General features: G+C 68.9%; 21 protein-coding genes. 9 read left to right on the forward strand and 12 right to left on the reverse strand.

Annotation, left to right across the window (positions count from 1 at the left end; all coding sequences use genetic code 11):
* Positions 1-7: 7 nt before the first annotated feature.
* From mdcA to madL, 3 genes are all read right to left on the reverse strand, one after another.
* Positions 8-1,654: a malonate decarboxylase subunit alpha gene (mdcA, locus tag HWW87_RS10055; RefSeq protein ID WP_175820164.1), complete on the reverse strand. Its 1,647-nt coding sequence runs from the start codon at positions 1,652-1,654 to the stop codon at positions 8-10.
* Positions 1,655-1,785: 131 nt separating this feature from the next.
* A complete protein-coding gene (madM, locus tag HWW87_RS10060; RefSeq protein WP_027808885.1) occupies positions 1,786-2,553 on the reverse strand; it encodes a malonate transporter subunit MadM in 768 nt (255 codons plus the stop codon).
* An 11-nt stretch (positions 2,554-2,564) separates the two neighbouring features.
* Complete coding sequence (gene madL / locus HWW87_RS10065) at positions 2,565-2,960, reverse strand: malonate transporter subunit MadL (protein WP_006485307.1); 396 nt, start codon at positions 2,958-2,960, stop codon at positions 2,565-2,567.
* Between the two features lie 329 nt (positions 2,961-3,289).
* Between madL and HWW87_RS10070 the strand changes: the two genes are divergently transcribed.
* Positions 3,290-4,138 (forward strand): LysR substrate-binding domain-containing protein, encoded by an 849-nt coding sequence (locus tag HWW87_RS10070; protein ID WP_012328224.1) that lies wholly within the window; start codon positions 3,290-3,292, stop codon positions 4,136-4,138.
* A gap of 165 nt (positions 4,139-4,303) precedes the next feature.
* Complete coding sequence (locus tag HWW87_RS10075) at positions 4,304-4,585, forward strand: DUF4148 domain-containing protein (protein WP_175820165.1); 282 nt, start codon at positions 4,304-4,306, stop codon at positions 4,583-4,585.
* Positions 4,586-4,618: 33 nt separating this feature from the next.
* On the opposite strand, the gene HWW87_RS10080 is transcribed toward HWW87_RS10075, so the two are convergent.
* Positions 4,619-5,536: a 3-hydroxyacyl-CoA dehydrogenase NAD-binding domain-containing protein gene (locus HWW87_RS10080; protein WP_174390802.1), complete on the reverse strand. Its 918-nt coding sequence runs from the start codon at positions 5,534-5,536 to the stop codon at positions 4,619-4,621.
* Positions 5,537-5,782: 246 nt separating this feature from the next.
* On the opposite strand from HWW87_RS10080, the gene HWW87_RS10085 reads away from it, so the two are divergent.
* Positions 5,783-6,223 (forward strand): Hsp20/alpha crystallin family protein, encoded by a 441-nt coding sequence (locus HWW87_RS10085; RefSeq protein ID WP_175820166.1) that lies wholly within the window; start codon positions 5,783-5,785, stop codon positions 6,221-6,223.
* Between the two features lie 16 nt (positions 6,224-6,239).
* Positions 6,240-6,650, forward strand: coding sequence for an Hsp20/alpha crystallin family protein (locus HWW87_RS10090; protein WP_175820167.1), 411 nt, complete (start codon positions 6,240-6,242; stop codon positions 6,648-6,650).
* Positions 6,651-6,763: 113 nt separating this feature from the next.
* On the opposite strand, the gene HWW87_RS10095 is transcribed toward HWW87_RS10090, so the two are convergent.
* Both HWW87_RS10095 and HWW87_RS10100 read right to left on the reverse strand, forming a co-directional pair.
* On the reverse strand, positions 6,764-7,066 hold the full coding sequence (locus HWW87_RS10095; RefSeq protein WP_175820168.1) for a zf-TFIIB domain-containing protein: 303 nt from the start codon (positions 7,064-7,066) through the stop codon (positions 6,764-6,766).
* 90 nt (positions 7,067-7,156) lie between these two features.
* Positions 7,157-7,912: a TerC family protein gene (locus HWW87_RS10100; protein WP_175820169.1), complete on the reverse strand. Its 756-nt coding sequence runs from the start codon at positions 7,910-7,912 to the stop codon at positions 7,157-7,159.
* 110 nt (positions 7,913-8,022) lie between these two features.
* Between HWW87_RS10100 and HWW87_RS10105 the strand changes: the two genes are divergently transcribed.
* Positions 8,023-8,916, forward strand: a complete 894-nt coding sequence (locus HWW87_RS10105) for a LysR family transcriptional regulator (protein WP_175820170.1) — start codon at positions 8,023-8,025, stop codon at positions 8,914-8,916.
* A gap of 116 nt (positions 8,917-9,032) precedes the next feature.
* Positions 9,033-10,196, forward strand: coding sequence for a DUF2242 domain-containing protein (locus HWW87_RS10110; RefSeq protein ID WP_175820171.1), 1,164 nt, complete (start codon positions 9,033-9,035; stop codon positions 10,194-10,196).
* A 238-nt stretch (positions 10,197-10,434) separates the two neighbouring features.
* Here the strand turns inward: HWW87_RS10110 and HWW87_RS10115 are convergent, their stop codons facing one another.
* Entirely contained in the window at positions 10,435-11,355 is a 921-nt protein-coding gene (locus HWW87_RS10115) for a pyridoxal-phosphate dependent enzyme (RefSeq protein ID WP_175820172.1), read from the reverse strand.
* 161 nt (positions 11,356-11,516) lie between these two features.
* On the opposite strand from HWW87_RS10115, the gene HWW87_RS10120 reads away from it, so the two are divergent.
* Positions 11,517-12,428 (forward strand): LysR family transcriptional regulator, encoded by a 912-nt coding sequence (locus HWW87_RS10120; protein ID WP_174389593.1) that lies wholly within the window; start codon positions 11,517-11,519, stop codon positions 12,426-12,428.
* A 507-nt stretch (positions 12,429-12,935) separates the two neighbouring features.
* A complete protein-coding gene (locus HWW87_RS10125) occupies positions 12,936-14,141 on the forward strand; it encodes an MFS transporter (RefSeq protein WP_174389594.1) in 1,206 nt (401 codons plus the stop codon).
* 104 nt (positions 14,142-14,245) lie between these two features.
* Here HWW87_RS10125 and HWW87_RS10130 read toward each other — a convergent pair whose 3' ends face one another.
* Genes HWW87_RS10130 through HWW87_RS10140 form a run of 3 tightly spaced genes read right to left on the reverse strand, consistent with a single transcriptional unit; the run spans position 14,246 to position 17,906 of the window.
* Positions 14,246-15,268: a histone deacetylase family protein gene (locus HWW87_RS10130; protein ID WP_175820173.1), complete on the reverse strand. Its 1,023-nt coding sequence runs from the start codon at positions 15,266-15,268 to the stop codon at positions 14,246-14,248.
* A 24-nt stretch (positions 15,269-15,292) separates the two neighbouring features.
* A complete protein-coding gene (locus tag HWW87_RS10135; RefSeq protein WP_175820174.1) occupies positions 15,293-16,564 on the reverse strand; it encodes a Zn-dependent hydrolase in 1,272 nt (423 codons plus the stop codon).
* 31 nt (positions 16,565-16,595) lie between these two features.
* On the reverse strand, positions 16,596-17,906 hold the full coding sequence (locus HWW87_RS10140; RefSeq protein WP_175820175.1) for an MFS transporter: 1,311 nt from the start codon (positions 17,904-17,906) through the stop codon (positions 16,596-16,598).
* Positions 17,907-18,095: 189 nt separating this feature from the next.
* Here HWW87_RS10140 and HWW87_RS10145 point away from each other — a divergent pair, with 189 nt between their 5' ends.
* The gene (locus HWW87_RS10145; protein ID WP_175820176.1) at positions 18,096-19,052 is read left to right on the forward strand and encodes a LysR family transcriptional regulator; all 957 of its coding nucleotides are present in this window, start codon (positions 18,096-18,098) and stop codon (positions 19,050-19,052) included.
* A gap of 67 nt (positions 19,053-19,119) precedes the next feature.
* Here HWW87_RS10145 and HWW87_RS10150 read toward each other — a convergent pair whose 3' ends face one another.
* Positions 19,120-20,190, reverse strand: a complete 1,071-nt coding sequence (locus HWW87_RS10150; protein ID WP_175820177.1) for a porin — start codon at positions 20,188-20,190, stop codon at positions 19,120-19,122.
* A 158-nt stretch (positions 20,191-20,348) separates the two neighbouring features.
* The gene (locus HWW87_RS10155; protein ID WP_175820178.1) at positions 20,349-21,779 is read right to left on the reverse strand and encodes a cytosine permease; all 1,431 of its coding nucleotides are present in this window, start codon (positions 21,777-21,779) and stop codon (positions 20,349-20,351) included.
* Between the last annotated feature and the right edge of the window lie 314 nt (positions 21,780-22,093).

The raw sequence follows: 22,093 nt of genomic DNA on the forward strand, positions 1-22,093 counted from the left end.
CTCTTCCTCACCAGTTGCGGAACCGGGCCGGCGGCGCATAGAGCCCGCCCGACCAGTGCACCAGATCCTTGATCGAGCGCGCGGCGAGCCAGCGGCGATCGGCGTCGAGCGGATCGATGCCGAGATCCTCCGGGCGGCGGATCACGCCGCGCTCGCGCAGCCGCTCGACCATCCTGCGATCGCGGCCGCGGCCGACGTCCGTATAGCCGGCCACGCCGCGGATCGCGTGCTCGCGTTCGTCCTTGTCGCGGCACATCAGCAGGTTCGCGATCCCTTCCTCGGTGACGATGTGCGTGACGTCGTCGCCATAGACCATGATCGGCGCGAGGTCGAGCTGCAGCTTGTCGGCGAGCTTCAGCGCGTCGAGCTGCTCGACGAACATCGGCACGTTCTTGTCGCCGAACGTCTCGCCGATCTGCACGACCAGCTTGCGGCCGCGCCGCAGCGCCGCCGGCGTGTCGGGGTCGGCTTGCGCGCCGGCCTTCAGCCATGGCTCGCTCGGATGGCGCCGGCCGCGCGCGTCGCTGCCCATGTTCGGTGCGCCGCCGAAGCCGGCGATGCGCTCGGCGGTGACCGTCGACGAATGGCCGGACAGATCGATCTGCAGCGTCGAGCCGATGAACATGTCGCACGCATAGAGGCCGGCCGTCTGGCAGAACGCGCGATTCGAGCGCAGCGACCCGTCGGGGCCCGTGAACCACACGTCGGAGCGCGCGCGGATGTAGTCGTCCATCCCGACTTCGGAGCCGAAGCAATGGATCTGCTCGACCCATCCCGATTCGATCGCGGGAATCAGCGTCGGGTGCGGATTGAGCGCCCAGTGCGTGCAGACCTTGCCCTTCAGCCCGAGCTTCGCGCCGTAGGTCGGCAGCAGCAGCTCGATCGCGGCCGTGTTGAAGCCGATCCCGTGGTTCAGGCGCTTGATGCCGTACGGCTCGTAGATGCCTTTGATCGCGAGCATCGCGGTGAGGATCTGCGTTTCGGTGATCGCGGCCGGATCGCGCGTGAACAGCGGCTCGACATAGAACGGCCGGCCGGCTTCGACGACGAAATGCACGCGGTCGCCGGGGATGTCGACGCGCGGCACCTTGTCGACGATGCGGTCGACCTGCGCGATCACGATGCCGTCCTTGAACGCGGTGGCCTCGACGACGGTCGGCGTGTCCTCGGTGTTCGGGCCGGTGTACAGGTTGCCGTCGCGATCGGCGCTCACGGCCGCGATCAGCGCGACCTGCGGCGTGAGGTCGATGAAGTAGCGGGCGAACAGTTCGAGATAGGTATGCACCGCGCCAAGCGCGATCTTGCCGCCGAACAGCAGCTTCGCGATGCGCTGCGACTGCGGGCCCGAATACGCGAAGTCGAGCCGCTTCGCGATGCCGCGCTCGAATACGTCGAGATGCTCGGGCAGCACGACGCCCGACTGCACCATGTGCAGGTCGTGGATCTTCGCGCTGTCGACGTCGGCGAGCGCCGTCGCGAGCAGGTCCGCCTGCTTCTGGTTGTCGCCTTCGAGGCACACGCGGTCGCCGGGCCGCAGCACCGCTTCGAGCAACGCGACGGTGTCGCGCGCATCGACCCGCTTGCCCTGCGCGTAAGCCGCGCCGGCCGCGAGGCGTGCATCGCGCGCCTGCCGCGCGTGATTCCATCCGGTCATGAACAGTTCTCCGCTTCGATGGTTCAGCGGCATTCTAAGCCTGGCGCCGCCGCCGATTGATGATGTTGCCGAATGCGACTCAGAGGACGCCGCGATGGATACGGCCCGCGCGCGGGCCGCGTCGCATCGCCCTACGCGCCGACCAGCGCGCGCGTCGTGAAGAACAGCAGCGACGGCCCGAGCAGGCAGCCGACGCCGGTATGGAACGTCGCGACCAGCGCGCCGTACGGCACGAGCCGGCGGTCGGTCGCGGCGAGCCCCGCGCTCACGCCGCTGACGGTGCCGGCCAGCCCGCCGAAGATCATCGCGGAGCGCGGCGTCTTCAGGCCCATGAAGTTGGCCGCGACCGGCGTGCCGACCATCACGATGATCGCCTTGACGAGCCCCGTCGCGATGCTGAGCGCGATCACGTCGGAGCTCGCGCCGATCGCCGCGCCCGTGACGGGGCCGACGATGTAGGTGACGGCGCCCGCGCCGATCGTCGTCATGCTGACCGCGTCGGTATAGCCGAACGCGCGCGCGACGCACGCGCCGACGATGAACGGCAGCACGGTGCCGAGCAGCAGCGACACGACGCCGACGAGCCCGGCCTTGCGCGCCTCGGTCGGCTGCACTTCGAACGCGGTCGCGACGATCGCGAAATCGCGGAGCATCGCGCCGCCCATCAGGCCGATACCGGCGAACAGCTTGACGTCGGCCAGCCCCTTCTCGCCACCGGTGAATGCGCCGCCGACGTAGGCGAGCACGAGGCCGATGACGATCGCGATCGCCGAGCCGTGCACGCGGCCGAACGTGAGCTTGCGCGACGCGATCGACGACAGCCACATGATCAGGCCGACCAGCGCGAACGACGCGACGAGCCCGTTGTGGGCGACGGTTTTTTCGAGCATCTGCAGCATGGCGGCCTCCGTTACTGTTCTTCGAATTGCGGCACGCCCGCGAAGGCCGTGTCGTCGCGCCCCGTGCGCGCAAGTACCGCGATGCAGCATGCGCAGATCGCGACCGCGCCGACCGCGGCGAGCAGCGCGACCGGGCCGCCCTTCAGCGCGGCGACGACGTTCTGGTTCGCGGCCATCGCGACGACGACGGGAATGTACATCGCGCCCCAGAAACCGACGCCGGCCTCGGTCTCCTTCGGCAGCCAGCCGCGCCGGTGCAGCCACAGGCGCAGGCAGATCAGCAGCAGCATCGCGATGCCGACGCCGCCGACGTTGGTCTTCACGCCGATCGCGCTGCCGAGCAGGTCGCCGAGAAACAGTCCGGCCAGGTGGCAGAACGCCAGCAGCGCGGTTCCGTAGATGATCATGAGTCGTCTCCAGTCTCTTCGTGACGGGCGCCTGACGCGTGCGGGAGCCAGGCCCGCACGCCGATCCCGGGCGGACTGTCCGTCTCCTGCGGCGGGGCGCCGCGGCCCGGCGGCTCGTCGTGCGAGCGCGTTCTCGGGGTCGATGGGATGATGCGGTTTCGGGCCGGACGCCGGATGGCTTAGACTGATCGATGCAATCGGCGGCACGACACGGGCTACGCGTCCGGTGCCCCCCGTTCGCGGAGGCCGCACTGGCGCGTGATCCGATACTAGCGCCGCAAAATCCGGTCATTTATGAAGTTGTCGAAACCGATTCAGTGGATTTAGCAATGCGTCCGTTACCGCCCGAGTTGCTGCGCAGCTTCGTCGCCGTCGCCCAGTCCGGCAGCTTCACCGCCGCATCCGAGCGCGTGAACCTGTCGCAGTCGACCGTCAGCCAGCATATCCGCCGCCTCGAGGAGCTGCTCGACCGGCCGCTGTTCGAGCGCGACACGCGCAACGTGCACCTGTCGCAGCACGGCGACGCGCTGTTCCGCTACGCGGTGCGCATCCTCGAACTGATGGACGAGGCCGTCACGTCGGTATGCGGGCCGCCGCTGTCGGGCAAGGTGCGGCTCGCGATGTCGGAGGATTTCGCGTCGGCGCACCTGACGGCCGCGCTCGCGAGCTTCGTGCAGCGCAATCCGGATGTCGAGCTCGCGATCTCGACCGGGCTGTCGGGCGACCTGTTCGACGCGCTCGACGAGGGCCGGCACGATCTCGTGTTCGCGAAGCGCATCGCCGGCAGCCGGCGCGGCCGCGTGATCCGCAGCGAACCGCTGTACTGGTGCACCGGCCCCGATTCGCGGATCACCGGCCACGAGGCCGTGCTGCCGCTCGCGATGCATCCGGAGCCGAGCGTGTCGCGCCGCCGCGTGCTCGAATCGCTCGAGGCCGTCGGGCGCCCTTACCGGATCGCCGTCGTGAGCAGCAGCATCGCGGTGTTGCGGGCGGCCGCGAGCGCGGGGCTCGGCGTCAGCGCGTTCGCCGGCTACGTGATCCCGGCCGGGCTCGCGCGGCTCGATGCGGGGCTGCCGGAACTCGGCGAACTCGAATACGTGATCGATCGCCCGGCGGCCGCGTCGCGCTCGACGCTCGCGCTGGAAGCCACGTTGATCACGGCGGCCGCCGAGCTGTAACGGCGCCGCGCACACCGCACGAGAGCGGTCGCGCCCGCACCTGACAGCTTTGCCCGGCACGCGTCATCGTCCGCGCAGCACCCGCTCGCGACAATGGGACCCATCGGAACGCACCGCACATCGCCGCGCGCATCCGGTACCCCGTCCCCTTGATCGGAGCCCGCCATGAAGAACGTCCTGCGATTCGCCGTCGCGACCGCCGCCGCCGCGCTGCTGTCCCCCGCCTTTGCCCAGACCGACGCGTCGGCCCCCGCACCGGGCCTGACGCGCGCGGAAGTCATCGACCAGCTCAAGCAGGCCTATCTCGACGGCGAACTGCCGACGAACGACGGCAACTACCCGCCGAACGCCGCGACCCGCGCGCGCAACCGCGAACTCGTGCAGGCCGTGAGCCCCGCGTGGCTGGCCCACGTGCCGCCGGCCCAGCAAGCGACCTCGCAGCAATGACCGGCGCCGCCGCCGCGCGCGATCGGATCAGGCTCAGGGCAGGAAGCTGCGGCGCCGCGCGTCGATCAGTTCGACGAGCAGCCGGTCGCGCTCGGCCGCCAGCTCCTGCATCGAGCGCTCGCCCTGGATCGCGCGCAGCTCGTCGTTCAGCTTGCGATCGACTTCCGGGTCGAACGAGGGCGTGCCGAGGTCGTCCCACCAGCTCGTGATCGGCCCCGACAGGTGCTCGAGGAAATGCGCGATCCCGCCCGCGCCGCCGCCGAGGTGATAGGTCAGGCACTGCCCCATCAGCCCCCAGCGCAGGCCTGGCCCCCACGCGACGGCCTTGTCCGCATCGGCGACGCTCACCACGCCTTCGCCGACGAGGTGATACACCTCGCGAAACAACGCGGCCGCGAGCCGGTTCGCGACGTGGCCGGTCATCTCCTTGTTCAGCACGATCGTTTGCTTGCCGAGCGCATCGTAGAACTGCTTCACGCGCGCGATCACGTCCTGGCCGGTCGCATCGCCGCCGACCAGCTCGACGAGCGGGATCAGATGCGGCGGATTGAACGGATGCGCGATCAGGCAGCGCTCCGGATGCTTCGCGCACGCGGTCTGGATCTCGGACATCTTCAGGCCCGACGAGCTCGACGCGATCGGCACGTGCGCGGGCAGCACGTCGTCCATCTGGCGATAGAGCGCGCGCTTCAGGTCGAGCCGCTCGGGGCCGTTCTCCTGCACGAAGTCGACGCCATCCAGCGCACGCACGAGATCGGCGTCGAACGACAGCCGCGCGGAAAGTTCGGCGGCGCGTTCGCCGAGAAACGCGGCGAGCGCGTCGCGCAGCCGCGCGTCGGCTTGCGGCGCCGGGTCGGTCGCGACGACGTCGAAGCCCTGCGTCAGATAGAAAGCGGCCCAGCTCGCGCCGATCACGCCGGCGCCGACGATCGCGATACGTCGAATGTCCATGGTTGTCCCGTGTGGTTGGTCTGCGGATATGTCGCGGCGATTGTCGCATCGAATCCCGCGCGCAGGCGTCGATGCAGATTGCGCATTCCCTCTTGAAATGCGCGGCGGCGGCCACTAACTAAGCGTCGTCGGGCAGTGCCGCATGCAACGCACCGCCCCCGTATCGACCCCGTGGAGTCACCCGTCGCGCCCGCCGCTGGCGTCGCGTCGTCACGTCTCCCGCGTTCCCTGTTCAGGAGGACCAACATGAGCGGTATCCATCACGGCTACGACTTGTTCGACGAATTCGCCCGCGTGCAGCGGCAGATGACGAGCCTGCTCGGCGAACGTCCGGCCGGCATCCGCGCGGTGCGCCCCGGCGCCTTTCCCGCACTCAACGTCGGCGCCACCGACGATGCGATCGAAATCGTCGCATTCGCGCCCGGCATGGCCGCGACCGACTTCGACGTATCGATCGACAAGGACCTGCTGACGATCAGCGGCGAGCGTAAACCGGCGCCACGCGCCGAAGGCGACGACGTGCGCACGTATGCGCAGGAGCGCTTTCACGGCGCGTTCCGCCGCGTGGTCGAACTGCCGCGCGATGCGGACCCCGACCAGGTCAGCGCCCGCTACGAAAACGGCTGCCTGCTGATTCGCGTCGGTCGGCGCGAAGCCTCGAAGCCGCGTGCGATCACCATTCAGTAACCTTCAGGATACCGACATGAACACGAATCCGACCCTGGCCGAACGCCACCCGAGCACCGTTCACGCTGCCGCCGCCGAAGCCGCACGCCGGCCCGCGATCACCCCGTCCGTCGACATCGTCGAGGACCTGCGCGGCGTCACGCTGCGGGCCGACCTGCCCGGCGTGCCGCGCGACAACCTCGACGTGAAGGTGCACGACACTACGCTGACGATCGAAGCCGCGACGCACCTCGACACGCCGGCCGACCTGCGCGTGCGGCACGCGGAAGTGCGCGCGACGCGCTATGCACGGTCGTTCGTGCTGAGCGCCGACCTCGACACGTCGCGGATCGATGCGAACCTGCGCGACGGCGTGCTGACGCTGACGATCCCGCGCCGCGAGGAAACGCGTCCGCGCCGCATCGACGTGACGGCCGGCAACGCGTAAATGTCGACGCGTGTCCTGACGCGACGCGCATGAAAATGCCCCGCCCCGGCGCGATGCCGGGCGGGGCTTTTTTTGCATCGGGCCGCGCGCGTTCAAGCGCGCGGACTGCGGCTTCAATCGAAATCGAACAGGTCGAACACCGACTTCTTGCGACGCCGGCCGTCGTGCCGATAACGTTCGTCGTGCGAGCGGCCGTCGCGACCCCAGCCATCGTCGCGGTCGCGCGGCGCATGCGCATCGTGTTGCGCCGGCGCGGCGTCGCGGCGAGCCGGCGCGTCACCGGTTTCGCGGGCGATCAGCTTGTCGAGTTCGCCGCGATCGAGCCACACGCCGCGGCAGGTCGGACAGTAATCGATCTCGATCGACTGGCGCTCGGCCATCAGCAGGTCGGGCGTCTTGCAGACAGGACATTTCATCGCGTTTCTCCTTTCCGTGAGAATTTCATCCGGATTCCGTATGAGGCGCGCGAGCCGGCCGCCGCAGCGGCCGGGGTCACGTGCGCCGGCTCAGTCGCGCGCCACGTGCGCTGCCCGCTTCGCCTTCGCGCGCCGCGCCAGCATGTTCATGCCCTCGACGAACGCCGAGAACGCCATCGCCGCGTAGATGTACCCCTTCGGCACGTGCGAACCGAACCCTTCGGCGATCAGCGTCATGCCGATCACGACCAGGAACGACAGCGCGAGCATCACGATCGTCGGGTTGCGGTCGATGAAGCGTGCGAGAGGCTGCGCGGCGAACAGCATGACGGTCACGGCGACGATCACGGCGACGAACATGATCGGAACGTGCTCGGTCATGCCGATCGCGGTCACGATGCTGTCGATCGAGAACACGATGTCGAGCATCACGATCTGGCCGATCGCGGCCCACACCGTCAGGCCGGCCGCGCCGGCGGCCCCGCCCGCGCCGTCGCCGTCGTGCGACACGTGGTGATGGATCTCGGTGGTCGCCTTCCACACGAGGAACAGGCCGCCCGCCAGCAGGATCATGTCGCGCCACGAGAACGCATGGTCGAACAGCGTGAACACGGGCTCGGTCAGGCTCGCGATCCACGCGACGCTGCCGAGCAGCGCGAGGCGCATCACCAGCGCGAGCGCGATGCCGAGGCGCTGCGTACGCGCGCGCTGCGCTTCGGGCAGCTTGTTGCTGAGGATCGAGATGAAGATCAGGTTGTCGATGCCGAGCACGACTTCCATCACGACGAGCGTCAGGAGCGCGGCCCAGACGGCGGGGTCGGCGGCAAGCGTCAGCAGGTAGTCCATGGGATGGGCCGATACGAAAGTGGAAAGCCTGATGATATGCTGCCCCACACTTCGGAAAAATCAGAGAGAATCTGACTTTAGGTTCGGTTTTTTCGATATATCGCGCTCCGATGCTGAATTTTCGACATCTGTACTATTTCTGGGTCGTCGTGAAGGAAGGCGGCTTCGCGCGGGCGGCCGGCCGGCTGGACATGGCCGTGCAGACGATCAGCGCGCAGGTGCGCGAGCTGGAGAAATCGCTCGGGCACCAGTTGCTGCGGCCGGCCGGGCGCGGCGTCGCGATGACCGACGCCGGGCAGGCCGCCTTTGCGCGCGCGGAAGTCATCTTCGAGATGGGTCGGCTGATTCCCGACGACGTGCGCGCGGCGGCCAGCCAGCCGACCGTGCGGCTCGCGGTCGGCCTCGCGGACGGCATCTCCAAACTCGCCGCGCACGCGATCCTGGCCCCGGTGCTCGACACGCCCACGCTGCGGCTGCTGTGCCACGAGGGCGAACACGACGCGCTGCTCGCGGAACTCGCGCTGCATCATCTGGATCTCGTGCTGGCCGGCCAGGGCGCGCCGTCCGGGTCGAACCTGCGCGTGACGAGCGAGCGGCTCGTCGCGTCGCCGGTCGACTGGTACGGGCCCGCGGCGCTCGTCACGCCGGCCGCGCGGCAGCGCTTTCCGCAGTGCCTGGCCGAGCTGCCGGTGCTGCTGCCGACCGCGCATTCGGCATTGCGTGCGCGTCTCGACCTGTGGCTGGAAAGCGAGCGGATCGTGCCGCGCGTGGCGGGCGAGTTCGAGGACAGCGCGCTGATGGCCGTGTTCGCGGCGCGCGGCCTCGGCGTGTTTCCGCTGAGCGAACTCGGCGCGAACGACGCGTCGCTGCTGCGCGGGCTCAGGCGGCTCGGGCGGGCGGGCGACGTGACCGAGGAGATCCACGCGATCCGCTCGCGGCGCGGCGAACATCATCCGCTGACGTCGCAATTGCTGGCCGCGGCGCGCGGTGCGCCGGCCGTCTGAAGCGAGCGCGACATCAAACGAAACTATAATGTCGCCCCGGCCATACGAGATGTGCACGCGCATCAATTCGGGCACTACCCTTGCGCCGCCTCTCGCCGAGCCTTCTGAAAGACGCCATGCACAACCGATTTCGCCTGTTTTCCGTTTCGTGCGCGCTCGCGGCCGCGACCGTGCTGGCGGCATGCTCGTCGCCGCCCAAGCCGATCTACCAGCAGGAACAGTTCGACGCGACCAGCAGCCCGTATGCGCATACGTTCCACTCGAAATCCGACGCGGCCTGCGAGGCCGCGCGGCGCGCACTGCTGAGCCAGGGCTACGTGGTGTCGTCGTCGCGCAACGACGCGGTCGACGGCAGCAAGAATTTCCAGCCGAGCAACGACATGCACGTCGTGATCGAGTTTCACGTCGTGTGCGCGGATGCCGATGCGGACGGCTCGTCGAGCATCGCGTACGTGAACGCGGTGCAGGACCGCTATACGCTGAAGAAATCGAATACGTCGGCCAGCGTCGGCTTGAGCGTGTTCGGCTCGCTGTCGCTGCCGATCGGGTCGAGCGACGATGCGCTCGTCAAGACCGCGAGCGAGACGATTCCCGCCGGCGTGTTCTATGAGCGCTTCTTCACGCTCGTCGACCATTTCCTGAAGATCGACCCGGCGCGCCGCGACCGCGCGACCGTGAAGGCCGCGGAGAAGGAACCCGTCGCGCCGCTGCCCGAGCCCGCGCCGACGCCGCAGGGCGAACCGATGAAGATGACGACGCCGGTCGTGCCGACGCCGCCCGCGGCGCCGGTGCCGCTTTCGGCGCCGGGTGTCGCGCCAGGGTCGGGCGCGAATGCCGTGCCGGCCGCGGCATCGGCCGTCGCGGCGCCGGCGGCGATGCGCGCTGCCGCGCCGGCGGCCGCGTCCGGGTCAGCGCCGGCTTCGGGGGCGGCGCCCGCGGCGGCGTCCGCGCCTACGCCGGCTTCGGCGGCCGGTCCGGCGCCTGCGTCGGCTCCTGCTCCCGCTTCGGCGCCTGCGCCAGCTTCCGGTCCAACAACCGCGCCGGCCCCCTCGTCGACCTCCGGTTCGACGGCCGCGCCGGTTTCCGCGCCCCCGTCTCATTCGGGTCCGGCAGCAGCGCCGGCCACCACCACTCCGTCATCGGCCGTGCCCGCGCCTTCGTCAGTGGCATCGGCGCCCGCATCGGCATCGGCGCAGTCAAGCGCATCGCCTGCGCCGGCCACCGCCAACCCGGTCGCATCGTCCGCGCCGTCCGGCGCGAGCGCACCCACCGCGAACTGATCGCGCTCCCGTATCGTCGCGCCGGCCGCGTGCGGCGCAACGCGACGGTACGCACACCTTCCGCATCATTCCGCGAGGTCGTTCCCGCCCCTCCGGCTGTAGCCGGCCGCGCGGGATTGACGGAAAGGCAACGTCGACGCGTCATGGTCAGCCATGCGCGGCCCATGCCCACAGTCACAACAAGCGAAAATCGCGGGCCACCCGCCAACTCGCGCCGCTCCGACTGCCGAGACCCCACCTACCGCAACGTCGCGCGCAGCGTCTGCAGATGCTCGACGGTCGTGGTCACGCCGCCGCAGACGATCACCGCGATGTCCGCTACCGACGCGAGCACCGGCACCGGCCGCTCCAGCGCGGCCAGCGCAGCGCCGCACGCGGGCTCGACGACGATCCTGTGTTCGTCGAGAAACCGCAGCGATGCAGCCACCGCGTCGGCATCGGACACGACGACCGGATGGATCGCGTGGCGCGTCGCCCATTCGACTGCCGCGTCGCACGGCCGCTTCGCGCCGAGCGTCGTCGCGATGCTCGTGATTGCCGCCAGTTCGACCGGACGCCCCTGCGCGAGCGAGCGCGCATAGCAGTCGGCGCCTTCCGTCTCGGCCGCGACGACCGGCACGTCGTGCCAGCCGTTGCGCGCCAGCCCTTCGAGCACGCCGCACAGCAGACCGCCGCCGCCGACCGCGAGCACGACCGCGTCGGGCTTCGGGCCGACCGCCGCCATCTCGTCGATCATCGTCGCGTGGCCCTGCCACAGCACGCGGTCGTCGAACGGATGCACGAACGCGTCGTGCTCGCCGAGCGCCGACTGCGCGAACGCATTCGCCTCCGCCCAACTCGCGCCGTGCACGACGAGTTCCGCGCCTTCGACGCGGATCAGCTCGCGCGCCCGGGCCGAGGTGCTTTCCGGCACGACGACGCGCACCGGCACGCCGAGCTCGCGGCCGCAATACGCGACCGCGATGCCCGCGTTGCCGCCCGACGACGACACGAACCGCCGGGCGCCGTCCGCATGGCGCGCTTCGCAGACGGCGCCGATGCCGCGCAGCTTGAACGAGCCCGACGGCTGCAGCACATCGAGCTTCAGCCGGATGGTCCTGCCGAGCCGGCGGGACGCGATGGGCGAGCGGATATAAGGGGTCGGGATATGGAGCGGCATGGGACGGAACGCAATGAGGACGGAGGGAACGCACGCGACTCGCGACGAAGCGAATGCGGCAATGCCGGTCATCGTACGGCAGGCCCGTCATGCTTTCCAATACCATCGAATGGCGTTTGTTATGCTTCTCAGGCATACCCACTCATTGGACCAGACACCGCATGCGCCAGATCGAACTGCGTCACCTGCGCTACTTCGTCGCCGTCGCCCAGGCCGGCAGCGTGATGGCCGGCGCCCGTGCGGCCGGCATCGTGCAGCCCGCGCTGTCGCGGCAGATCCGCGAGCTCGAGGACGCGATCGGCACGCCGCTGCTGATCCGTCGCGCGACGGGCGTCACGCTCACGGCGGCCGGCACGAGCTTCCTGCACGATGCGACCGGCCTGCTCGCCATGCTGCAGGACAGCCGCGAGCGCGCGTTGCGCAGCGCGGCCGGCCAGCTCGGCGAACTGCGGCTCGGCGCGCTGCCGAACTGCCTGCCGTTGCCGGTCGTCGCGAACGTCCTCAAGGCGTTTCGCGATGCGTGCCCGGACGTGAAACTGTCGATCGCGCCGATGCTGTCGGCCGAACAGGCGAGCGCGCTGATGCGCGGCCAGCTCGACGCCGGGATCATGGCGTGGCGTCGCGAGGAAGCGCCGCACCTGACGGGCGTGCGGCTGTTGAGCGACCGCTTCGTACTGGCGATGCCCGCGCCGCCGGGCGGCCGCTTCGTCGCGCCGCGCACGCTGGCCGACGTCGCGAACGCGCCGTTCGTCTGGTTCGATGCGCAGCGCTCCGCCGCGCACCACCGGTTCCTGATGACGCAGTGCCAGCAGGCCGGCTTCACGCCGCGCATCGCGCAGGTCGGCAGCGACATCCCGACGCTGATCGGCCTCGTCGCGGCCGGGATGGGCTGCGCGTTCGTGCCGGAAAGCGCATCGCCGACCTGCCCGCGCACGGTCCGGCTCGTCGCGCTCGACGAACTCGCGAGCCGCTTCGACATCGAGTTCGTGTTCGACGGCGCGGCGGCGGCCCCGTCGCCCGTCGTCGCGCGGTTTCTCGCGGCGGTCCGCGATGCGGCCGGCGAACCGGGCTGAATGAATGCGGACGCATCGGCGCGCGGTCAGGCGATGCGACTTGCAGCGCCGGCCGACGGACGGAATCGCCCTCCCGCGATCTCGTCGTTTTCGCTGTTGTTGCACACTAAACGACACCGCCGTGCCACCGAAAAATCTTTCAGAACGCCGACGGACGCCACCACGACATCGCAATTTTCAAATTGACATCAAAAACGGCCGTTTAACGCCGATTCGAATCGTCCTGGCCCGAAATATACTGCGCGCGCATCCAACCCCTCGTGCCAAAGAGAGGATGCGTTTCCGCCCCGGCCACGGTCCCCCTGTGGTCGGGGCTTTTTTTGCTGTTGCGCCTTGCAGGGCGGCTCATGGGTCACGCCACACACGTCGCCCGCGCGCTGCATTGTTGACATGAAATCAAGATAATTTCGTCCGGATACGGCTTTTTCCGCAAAAGTAATGCAGGCACACTTCGCGCTGTCCTCAATGGCTTCGTGCCGTTGTTCCCCGATTACAGGAGCCCACCGCGTGAACCCAACGACTTCCTCCCCGTCCCGCCCGGGCGGCGGCGCCGCGCTGCCGCTGCTCGCGCTCGCCGCCGGCGCGTTCGGCATCGGCACGACCGAGTTCTCGCCGATGGGCCTGCTGCCCGTGATCGCCGACGGCGTGCACGTGTCGATTCCGCAAGCCGGCATGCTGATCAGCGCGTACGCGATCGGCGTGATGGTCGGCGCGCCGCTGATGACGCTGCTGCTCGCGCGCTGGTCGCGCCGTTCCGCGCTGATCGCGCTGATGTCGATCTTCACGATCGGCAACCTGCTGTCGGCCGTCGCACCGGACTACACGACGCTGCTGCTCGCCCGCCTCGTGACGAGCCTCAACCACGGCGCGTTCTTCGGGCTCGGCTCGGTGGTCGCGGCGAGCCTCGTGCCGCGCGAAAAGCAGGCCAGCGCGGTCGCGACGATGTTCATGGGCCTGACGATCGCGAACGTCGGCGGCGTGCCGGCCGCGACCTGGCTCGGCCACATCATCGGCTGGCGCATGTCGTTCGCCGCGACCGCGGGCCTCGGCCTGATCGCGATCGCCGGCCTGTTCGCCGCGCTGCCGAAGGGGGAAGCCGGCAAGATGCCCGACCTGCGTGCCGAACTCTCCGTGCTGACGCGGCCCGTCGTGCTCGGCGCGCTCGGGACGACGGTGCTCGGCGCCGGCGCGATGTTCACGCTCTATACGTACGTCGCGCCGACGCTCGAACACCTGACGGGCGCGACGCCCGGCTTCGTGACTGCGATGCTCGTGCTGATCGGCGTCGGCTTCTCGATCGGCAACATCGCGGGCGGCCGGCTGGCCGACCGCTCGCTCGACGGCACGCTGATCGGCTTCCTGTTGCTGCTGATCGCGACGATGGCCGCGTTCCCGCTGCTCGCCACCACGCATGCGGGCGCCGGCGTCACGCTGCTGGTCTGGGGGATCGCGACGTTCGCAGTCGTGCCGCCGCTGCAGATGCGCGTGATGCGCGCGGCCCATGAAGCGCCGGGCCTCGCATCGGCCGTCAACATCGGCGCGTTCAACCTCGGCAACGCGGTGGGCGCCGCCGCCGGCGGTGCGGCGATCTCGGCCGGGTTCGGCTACGCGGCGGTGCCGCTCGTCGGCGCGCTGATCGCCGCCGCCGGACTCGCGCTCGTCACGCTGCAGGTCACGCAGCGCCGCCGCTCACCGGCCGCCGCGAATTCGTAAGCGCGACCACGTCCGGACCACCTGGAGCCTTCCGCACGCATTTTTACGGCCGCGCCATGCGGCCGTTTTCATTTTGAGCGTACGGTCCGGTTCCGACGGCTCGGTCAGCGCCCCGCGGCAAACCCGCCGAAGAACGCGCGCGCATTCGCATCGAGACTCGCGAGGTGATAGCCGCCCTCCTGCACGATCACCGTCGGCAGCCCGAGCGCACCGATCGCGCCGCCGAGCCGCCCGAACCCGTCGGTCGTGACCGCGACCTTCGATTGCGGATCGTCCTTGTAGATGTCGAAGCCGAGCGCGAGCACGAGCGCATCGGGCTGGAACCGCGCGAGCGCGCGCAGCGCGTCGTCGAGCCGCTCGAAGAACGTCGACTCCGGCGCGCCGTGCGGCATCGGCAGGTTGAGGTTGAAGCCGTCGCCGGCGCCCGCCCCCGTCTCTTCCTCGTAGCCCGCGACGACCGGGTAGAAGTTGGTCGGGTCGCCGTGGATCGACACGTACAGCACATCGTCGCGGCCGTAGAAAATCTCCTGCACGCCCTGCCCGTGATGCATGTCGGTATCGAGAATCGCGACGCGGCGATGGCGGCCGAGCAGCGCCTGCGCGGCGATCGCCGCATTGTTCAGGTAGCAGAAGCCGCCGGCCGCGTCGCGGCGCGCATGATGGCCGGGCGGCCGGCACAGCGCGTAGGCTTCGCGTGCGCCGTCGTTGACGTCGGCCGCCGCGGCCAGCGCGCCCTGCGCGGACCAGTACGCCGCACGCCACGTGTTCGCGCCCACCGGGCAACTGCCGTCGGCGAGATAGCGCGCGGCTTTCGCGAGCACGCCGCGCAGCGGGTTCGGATCGCGCACGAACACGTTCGACATCACTTCGTCGCCCCAGTCGTCGGGCATCTGCTTCCAGTCGCGATGCGCGTCCTCGAGAAAGCGCAGATAGTTCATGTCGTGCACGGCCGCGATCGGCGCGGTGCCGCGGTCGGCCGGCTCGCGCACGTCGAAGTCGAGCGACCGGACGGCCGCGACGAGCCGCGCCGCGCGCTCGGGCACTTCCTGCGGCTCGCGCATCTGGCCGCGCGACAGGTAGCTGCGCGGATGATGCAGCAGTTGTTCGGGATGGAAATAGGTTTTCATCGTAGTCCTCGTCGATTCGCCGTATCAGGCGCCGTGCGTCGCAGCCGGCGCGTCGACGCGCGCCGCGATGCCCGCGCGCGCCAGCACCGCATGGAGCAGCACGTTCGTGCCGCGCGTCACGTCGTCGGGCAATGCATCCTCGGCTTCGTTGTGCGACAGGCCGTCGACGCACGGAATGAACACCATCGCGGTCGGGAAACGGCGCGCGAGCAGGATCGCATCGTGGCCGGCGCCGCTCACGATCCGCTCGTGCGTGTAGCCGAACACGGCGGCCGCCTGCGCGACCAGCCCGACGCAATCGCGGTCGAACGGCGTCGCCGGGCTGCGCCAGCAGGTGTCGATCGCCACCTGCACGCCGCGCGCGGCGGCAATGCGGGCGCATGCATCGCGCAGGTCGCGCTCCATCGCATCGACTTCGGCATCGTCGTGATGACGCAGGTCGACCGTGAACGTCAGGTCGCCGGCAATCGTGTTGCGCGACGCGTTGCGGATGCCGACCTGCCCGATGGTCGCGAGCCCGCGCGGCGCGTAGCCGGCGACGATCCGTTCGAGTTCGAGCGCGATCTGCGCGCTCGCGAAATACGCGTCCTTGCGATACGGCATCGGCGTCGTGCCCGCGTGCGCGGCCACGCCCGTCACCGTCACGTCGAGCCAGCGGATCGCCTGCCCGCCCGTGACGATGCCGATCGTCGTGCCGTTCGCCTCGAGCACGGGCCCCTGTTCGATATGCGCCTCGAAATACGCGTCGACCGCGCCGCCCGTTGCGCGCGTGCCGCGGTAGCCGCACGCGTCGAGCGCCGCACCGAGCGTGACGCCGTCGGCGTCCTGCTTCGCGAGCGCGTCGTCGAGCGGCAACGCGCCCGTGAACACGGCCGAGCCGAGCATCGCCGGCGCGAAGCGCGCACCTTCCTCGTTGGTCCAGGACACGATCTCGAGCGGCTTGTCGGTCGCGATGCCCGCGTCGTTCAGCGTGCGCACGAGTTCGAGCGCGGCGAGCACGCCGTAGACGCCGTCGAAGCGGCCGCCTTCGGGCTGCGTGTCGAGATGGCTGCCGATCAGCACCGGCGCGGCCTGCGCATCGGCGCCGTCGCGCCGGGCGAACAGGTTGCCGACCGCATCGACGCTCACCGTCATCCCCGCATCGCGGCACCATTGCGCGAACAGGTCGCGCCCGCGCCGGTCGTCATCGGTGAGCGCGAGGCGCCGCACGCCGCCGCGCGGCGTCGCGCCGACGCACGCCATGTCGGTCAGGCTCTGCCACAGGCGGGCGCCGTCGATTTCCAGCAGGTCATTCATATGCATTCCGGATCGATTCGTTCGTTGAGATTCAATGCGAGCCGAGCGCTTCGGCGGCGGCCGGCTGCGCGGCGCGGCGCGCATCGAGCGCGACGATGCAGAGCAGCGAAATACCGGCGAGACACGTGTAGAACACCGCGAGCGGCCACCACTGGCCCACGAAGCGATGCGCGAGCCACGTGCCGACGAGCGGCGTCAGGCCGCCCGCGATCGCGCCGCAAATCTGGTAAGCGAGCGAGATCGCCGAATAGCGCACGTGGGCGGGAAACACGTCGCTGACGAAGCCCGCGATCACCGAATAGAAGCCGGCCATGCAGACGACGGCGAGCGCGATGCCCACGATCAGCGACGCGGAGGTGCCGCCCTGCACGAGCATGAACATCGGATACGGCGACAGCATCGCGAGCAGCGCCGCAAGTTTCAGGAAGCGCGCGCCGCCGATGCGCTCGGCGATCCACGCGGCAATCGGCTGCGCGAAGAACTGGATGATCGCGACCGCGAACAGGCTGTCGAGGATCAGCGAGCGCGATACGCCGACGTACTGCGTCGTGTACGCGATCATGAACGTGTTCGTGAAATAGACGCCCGCGATGCCGATCGTGTTCGCGCCGATGCAGAGCAGCACGAGCCCCGACGCGGAACGGAACACTTCGGCGACCGGCAGTTTCACCGTGCGATTGGCTTCCTTGACCCGCGCGAATTCCGGCGACTCGTTCACGCCGAGCCGGATCAGGATGCCGACCACGAGCAGCACCGAACTCGCGAGAAACGGCAGGCGCCAGCCCCAGGCGAGGAAGTCGGCCTTGTCCATCGACGTGACCGCGCGGAACGCGATCAGCGACAGGATCAGCCCGGCCGGGCTGCCGAGTTGCGCGAACGATGCGAAGAACGTGCGGCGCCCCTGCGGCGCATGCTCGCCCGCCATCAGCACCGCGCCGCCCCATTCGCCGCCGACCGCGATCCCCTGCACGACGCGCAGCGCGACGAGCAGCACCGGCGCGAGCATGCCGACCCTCGAATAATCGGGCAGCAGCCCGACGCACACGGTCGCGACGCCCATCATCATCAGCGTCGTCATCAGCGCCTTCTTGCGGCCGATGCGGTCGCCGAGATGGCCGAAGATCACGCCGCCAAGCGGGCGCGCGAAGAAGCCGACCGCGAACGTCGCGAACGACGCCATCGTGCTGACGAACGGGTCGTGCGACGGGAAATAGAGTTCGCCGAACACGAGCGCGGCAGCGGTCGCGTAGATGTAGAAGTCGTACCACTCGATCATCGTGCCGATGAACGCGGCCGTCGCGGCGCGCGCCGGCTGGCGAGCGGAAGGAAGGGACTGGGTCATGCGGGCTCCTGACGCGCGCCGCAGCGGCGCGACACGCAATATCGTGACGACGGCCGTCTGTCGCGGCCTCGCGCCGCACGCTGCGGCGCCCCTCCTTTATCGGTGGCCGCAAATCATTAGTCAAATTTCAAGTTATTATTCTCGACATAAATTCAACTAATGCCTGCCCGCCGCCGCCCCGGAGACCCGATGCGCCCCGACCTCGCCCCGTTCCTGAACGACCGCCTCGACTGGAACCTGCTGCGCACCTATCTGGTGATCATGCAGGAGCGCAGCGTGAGCCGCGCGGCCGCCCGCCTGCACGTCACGCAGCCGGCCGTGAGCCAGGCGCTGCGGCGGCTGGAGCAGACGCTCGAGCGCAGGCTGATCGAGCGGCGCGGCGCACACTTCGCGCCGACGCCGGCCGGCGAAGCCGTGTACCGGATCGCGAGCGACATCTATGGCGGCATCTCGCGCCTCGAAACCGAAATCGACGACAGCACGGCCGACCTGACCGGCTCGATCCGGCTGCTGACGGTGAGCCGCATCGAATCGCCCGTCTACGACGAGTTCCTCGCGGATTTCCATCGCGCGTATCCGCGTATCGACCTGCAGATCGAAGTGATGCGCTCGTCGGACATCCTGTCGTCGCTGCTGCAGAAGACGGCCACGGCCGGCCTCGGCCTGTGCCGCACGCCGCACGACAAGCTGGAGATGCGCTGCTTCCTGCGCCAGCGCTATGCGATCTACTGCGGCCGCCATCACCGGCTGTTCGGGCAGACGCAGTTGCGGATGGACGACCTGCTCGCGGAGAATTTCGTGTCGTTCACGAGCGACCAGATCGGCGACAGCCTGTCGCCGCTCACCGTGTTCCGCGACCAGAAGGGCTTCACGGGGCGCATCGTCGCGTCGTCGCCGAGCCTCGACGAAGTGCGGCGGCTGATCTTCGCGGGCTACGGGATCGGCTGCCTGCCCGAGCACATCGTGCGCGACGACATCGCACAGCAGCGGCTGTGGCGGCTGCCGCCCGACGACGGGCTCGTCGATGTCGACGTGTTCCTGCTGTGGCATCGCGACCGCAAGATGAACGCGGCCGAGCATGCGTTTCTCGACGCGATGGAGCGCTGCATGCAGCGCTATTCGCTGGCGGAGCGGCTGGGGAAGTAACGGCGCGAACGCGCCCGGAGAAAGCGCCGGGCGCATACGGCCCGGCGCGTCGCGCCGTGTGTGTGCGTCAGAAGCGATGCACGATGCCGAGTTGCACGCCGCGCGCATTCGCGCCCGGGTACGCGAGCGGCAGGCCGGGGTTCGCCGCACCGGCGAGCGTGTAGCCGGCCTGGTTGCGGTTGCGCAGGTATGACAACGCACCGTAGAAGCTCGTGCGCTTCGACAGGTCGTACTCGTACATCAGCCCGAGCTGGTCCGCATTGTTGCCCTGCGACGACTGGTCGTGCAGATACGCGTAACCGAGCGCGACATAGTTGGCAGGATTGAACTGGTATTTGACCGACAGCCCGTACACACGCGAATCGATCCCGAGGTCGGCCCACTTCACCGCGGAAAAACCGCCGTACACGGTCGCCTTGCCGATCGCGTAAGACGCACCGGCCATGATCGTGCGATCGGTCGTGGTCGCTGCGGCGTTCTTCAACCACTGGCCCGCGACGAATGCGCCGAACGGCCCGTGTTCGTAGGTCAGGTCGAACTGCTGGCTGGACCCGGCCGAGCGCACGCCGCCCGCATCGCCGAACCCGAAGTACAGCCCGCCCTGGAAACCGGCGATCTCCGGGCTCTGGTACGACAGCGTGTTGCTCGTGCGGAACGCGAACACGGTCAGGTTGTCCATGCCGGATGCCTGCGTGACGCCGCCGAACGCATCCTGTCCGCCCTGGTCGTTGAACAGCGGCGAATTCTGCCGGCCCGCGCGCACCTTGCCCCACTGTCCCGCGATGCCGACCCACGCCTGCCGGTTGAACAGGCTGCCGGCACTCGCGAGCGAGCCGTCGTTCGGATTGAAACCGTTTTCCAGCGCGAACTCGATCTTCTGGCCGCCACCGATATCCTCGCCGCCCTTCAACCCGAACCGGCTGCCCCACTGGCCGCCCGAGTTGATCGCGGCCGTATAGCCGTTGCCCGTATTCACGACCTGCGCGAATTCGTCGATCACGCCATACAGCGTGACGCCATCCTGCGCGAGCGCGGCGCCCGAACCGGCGAGGCAGGCAATCGCCACCGTGGCACGAAGACCGGCGTGCACCGGCCGCGCGCGGCGATCGATGCCGCGCACTTCACTATGCTTAGTCATACTATTTAGTGGATCGAGATTGAAACGATGCCGGGCGCGGCGTGAATGCCGCACCGGTATCGCGAGATACGGGATTGTGTCGACAGCGCCCGGCGCAGATTGCGACCGGCTCGGCGCTCAGGCCGGCGACGTGCCGGCCCGAGGCGCGAGACTTGGCGTCAGTGGTGAACTTCGCCGCGTTCGAGCGGCCGGATCAGGCGTTCGGGAATGCTGCGTCGCGACGCGCGGGCGGCGATGTAATACAGCACGGCCGGCACGACGAGGCCGAGGATCCACGAGATGTCGGTGCCGCCGAGCGCATCGACGAGCGGCCCCGTGTAGATGTGCGTCGACATGAACGGCAGTTGTACCAGGATGCCGACCACGTAGATCGTGATCGCCATCACGTTCCAGCGCCCATAGCGACCGTCCGGATCGGACAGCGCCGGCACGTCGTAGCGCGAACGCGTGAAGCAGTAGTAGTCGACCAGGTTGATCGCGCTCCACGGCGTGAAGAATGCGAGCAGGAACAGGATGAACGCGGTGAATTCCTTCAGGAACGAATGACGGCCCGCGAGCGCGATCAGCGTCGACACGCAGATCATCCCGAAGATGTACACGAGGCGGCTCTTCGACGATACGGCGCCCTTGCCGCGAAAACCGCTGACGATCGTGGCCATCGACATGAAGCTGCCATACGCGTTGAGCGCCGTCACCGTCACCTTGCCGAACGCGATGCTCAGATACAGCAGCGCGGCCACGGCGCCCGTCGAGCCGAGGCCGACGATGTACGACACTTCATGGTGCGCGAACTGGCTGCCGGCGAGCGCGGCCGCGAACACGCCGAACACCATCGCCGCCTGTGCGCCGATCACCGAGCCGAGGCCGACCGCGAGAAACGTCGCGACCGACGACGTCGAGCGCGGCAGGTAGCGCGAATAGTCGGCCACGTACGGGCCGAAAGCGATCTGCCACGACGCGGACAGCGACATCGCGAGCAGGAAGCTCGCGAGCGAGAAATGCCGGTTCGCGAGCAGCGCGCCGATGTCGTGGTTCGCGAACAGTTGCGCGAACATGTAGACGAACGCGACGATGCCGACCACGCTCGCGATCCGGCCGACGAAGTGGATCGCGCGATAGCCGAACACGGTCAGCACGACGATCACGGCCGCGAACAGCAGGATGCCGGCCGCATCGTCGACGTGCAGCAGTTGCGCGACGGCCTGCCCGGCCAGCACCGAGCCGCTGGCGGAAAAGCCGATGTACATCAGGCACACCAGCACGATCGGGATCATCGCGCCGTACACGCCGAACTGCACGCGGCTCGAGATCATCTGCGGCAGACCGAGCTGCGGCCCCTGCGCGCCGTGCAGCGCCATCACCGCGCCGCCGACGAGCTGGCCGAGCAGCAGCGCGACCAGCGACCAGAACACGTCGCCGCCGAGCACGACCGCGAGCGCGCCCGTGACGATGGCCGTGATCTGCATGTTCGCCGACAGCCACAGCGTGAACTGGCTCAGCAGGCCGCCGTGGCGCTCGGCGTCGGGAATGAAGTCGATCGAGCGAACCTCGATCAGTCCGCCGGCTTTTCCACTGGAATTCGTTGACACGGGTCAATCTCCAAAATACTCAGGACCACACATGGTTTGAACGAGACAGGAAGCTGCGAGCCGCCCTTTCGGCTCTGCGGATGCGGGGCGCCGTGGATCGCCGGCATGCGCCACGCACGCACGGTCAGCACGCTGGCGCGCAACCGGCACGACGGGTGCCGACATTGCCAGCGGATGATCTTGTATATACAACTTGCGAGATATCGGTGATTACCCGGAATCGCTCGACTTTCGAAATCGTCCGAATGATCGGGGGGATGCCGGGGCAATTTCGCCGCAAGGCAGACGTCGGAAAAATGAAAGTTTGAGCGGCC

Source organism: Burkholderia sp. BCC0419, assembly GCF_902830285.1.
GTDB lineage: Bacteria > Pseudomonadota > Gammaproteobacteria > Burkholderiales > Burkholderiaceae > Burkholderia.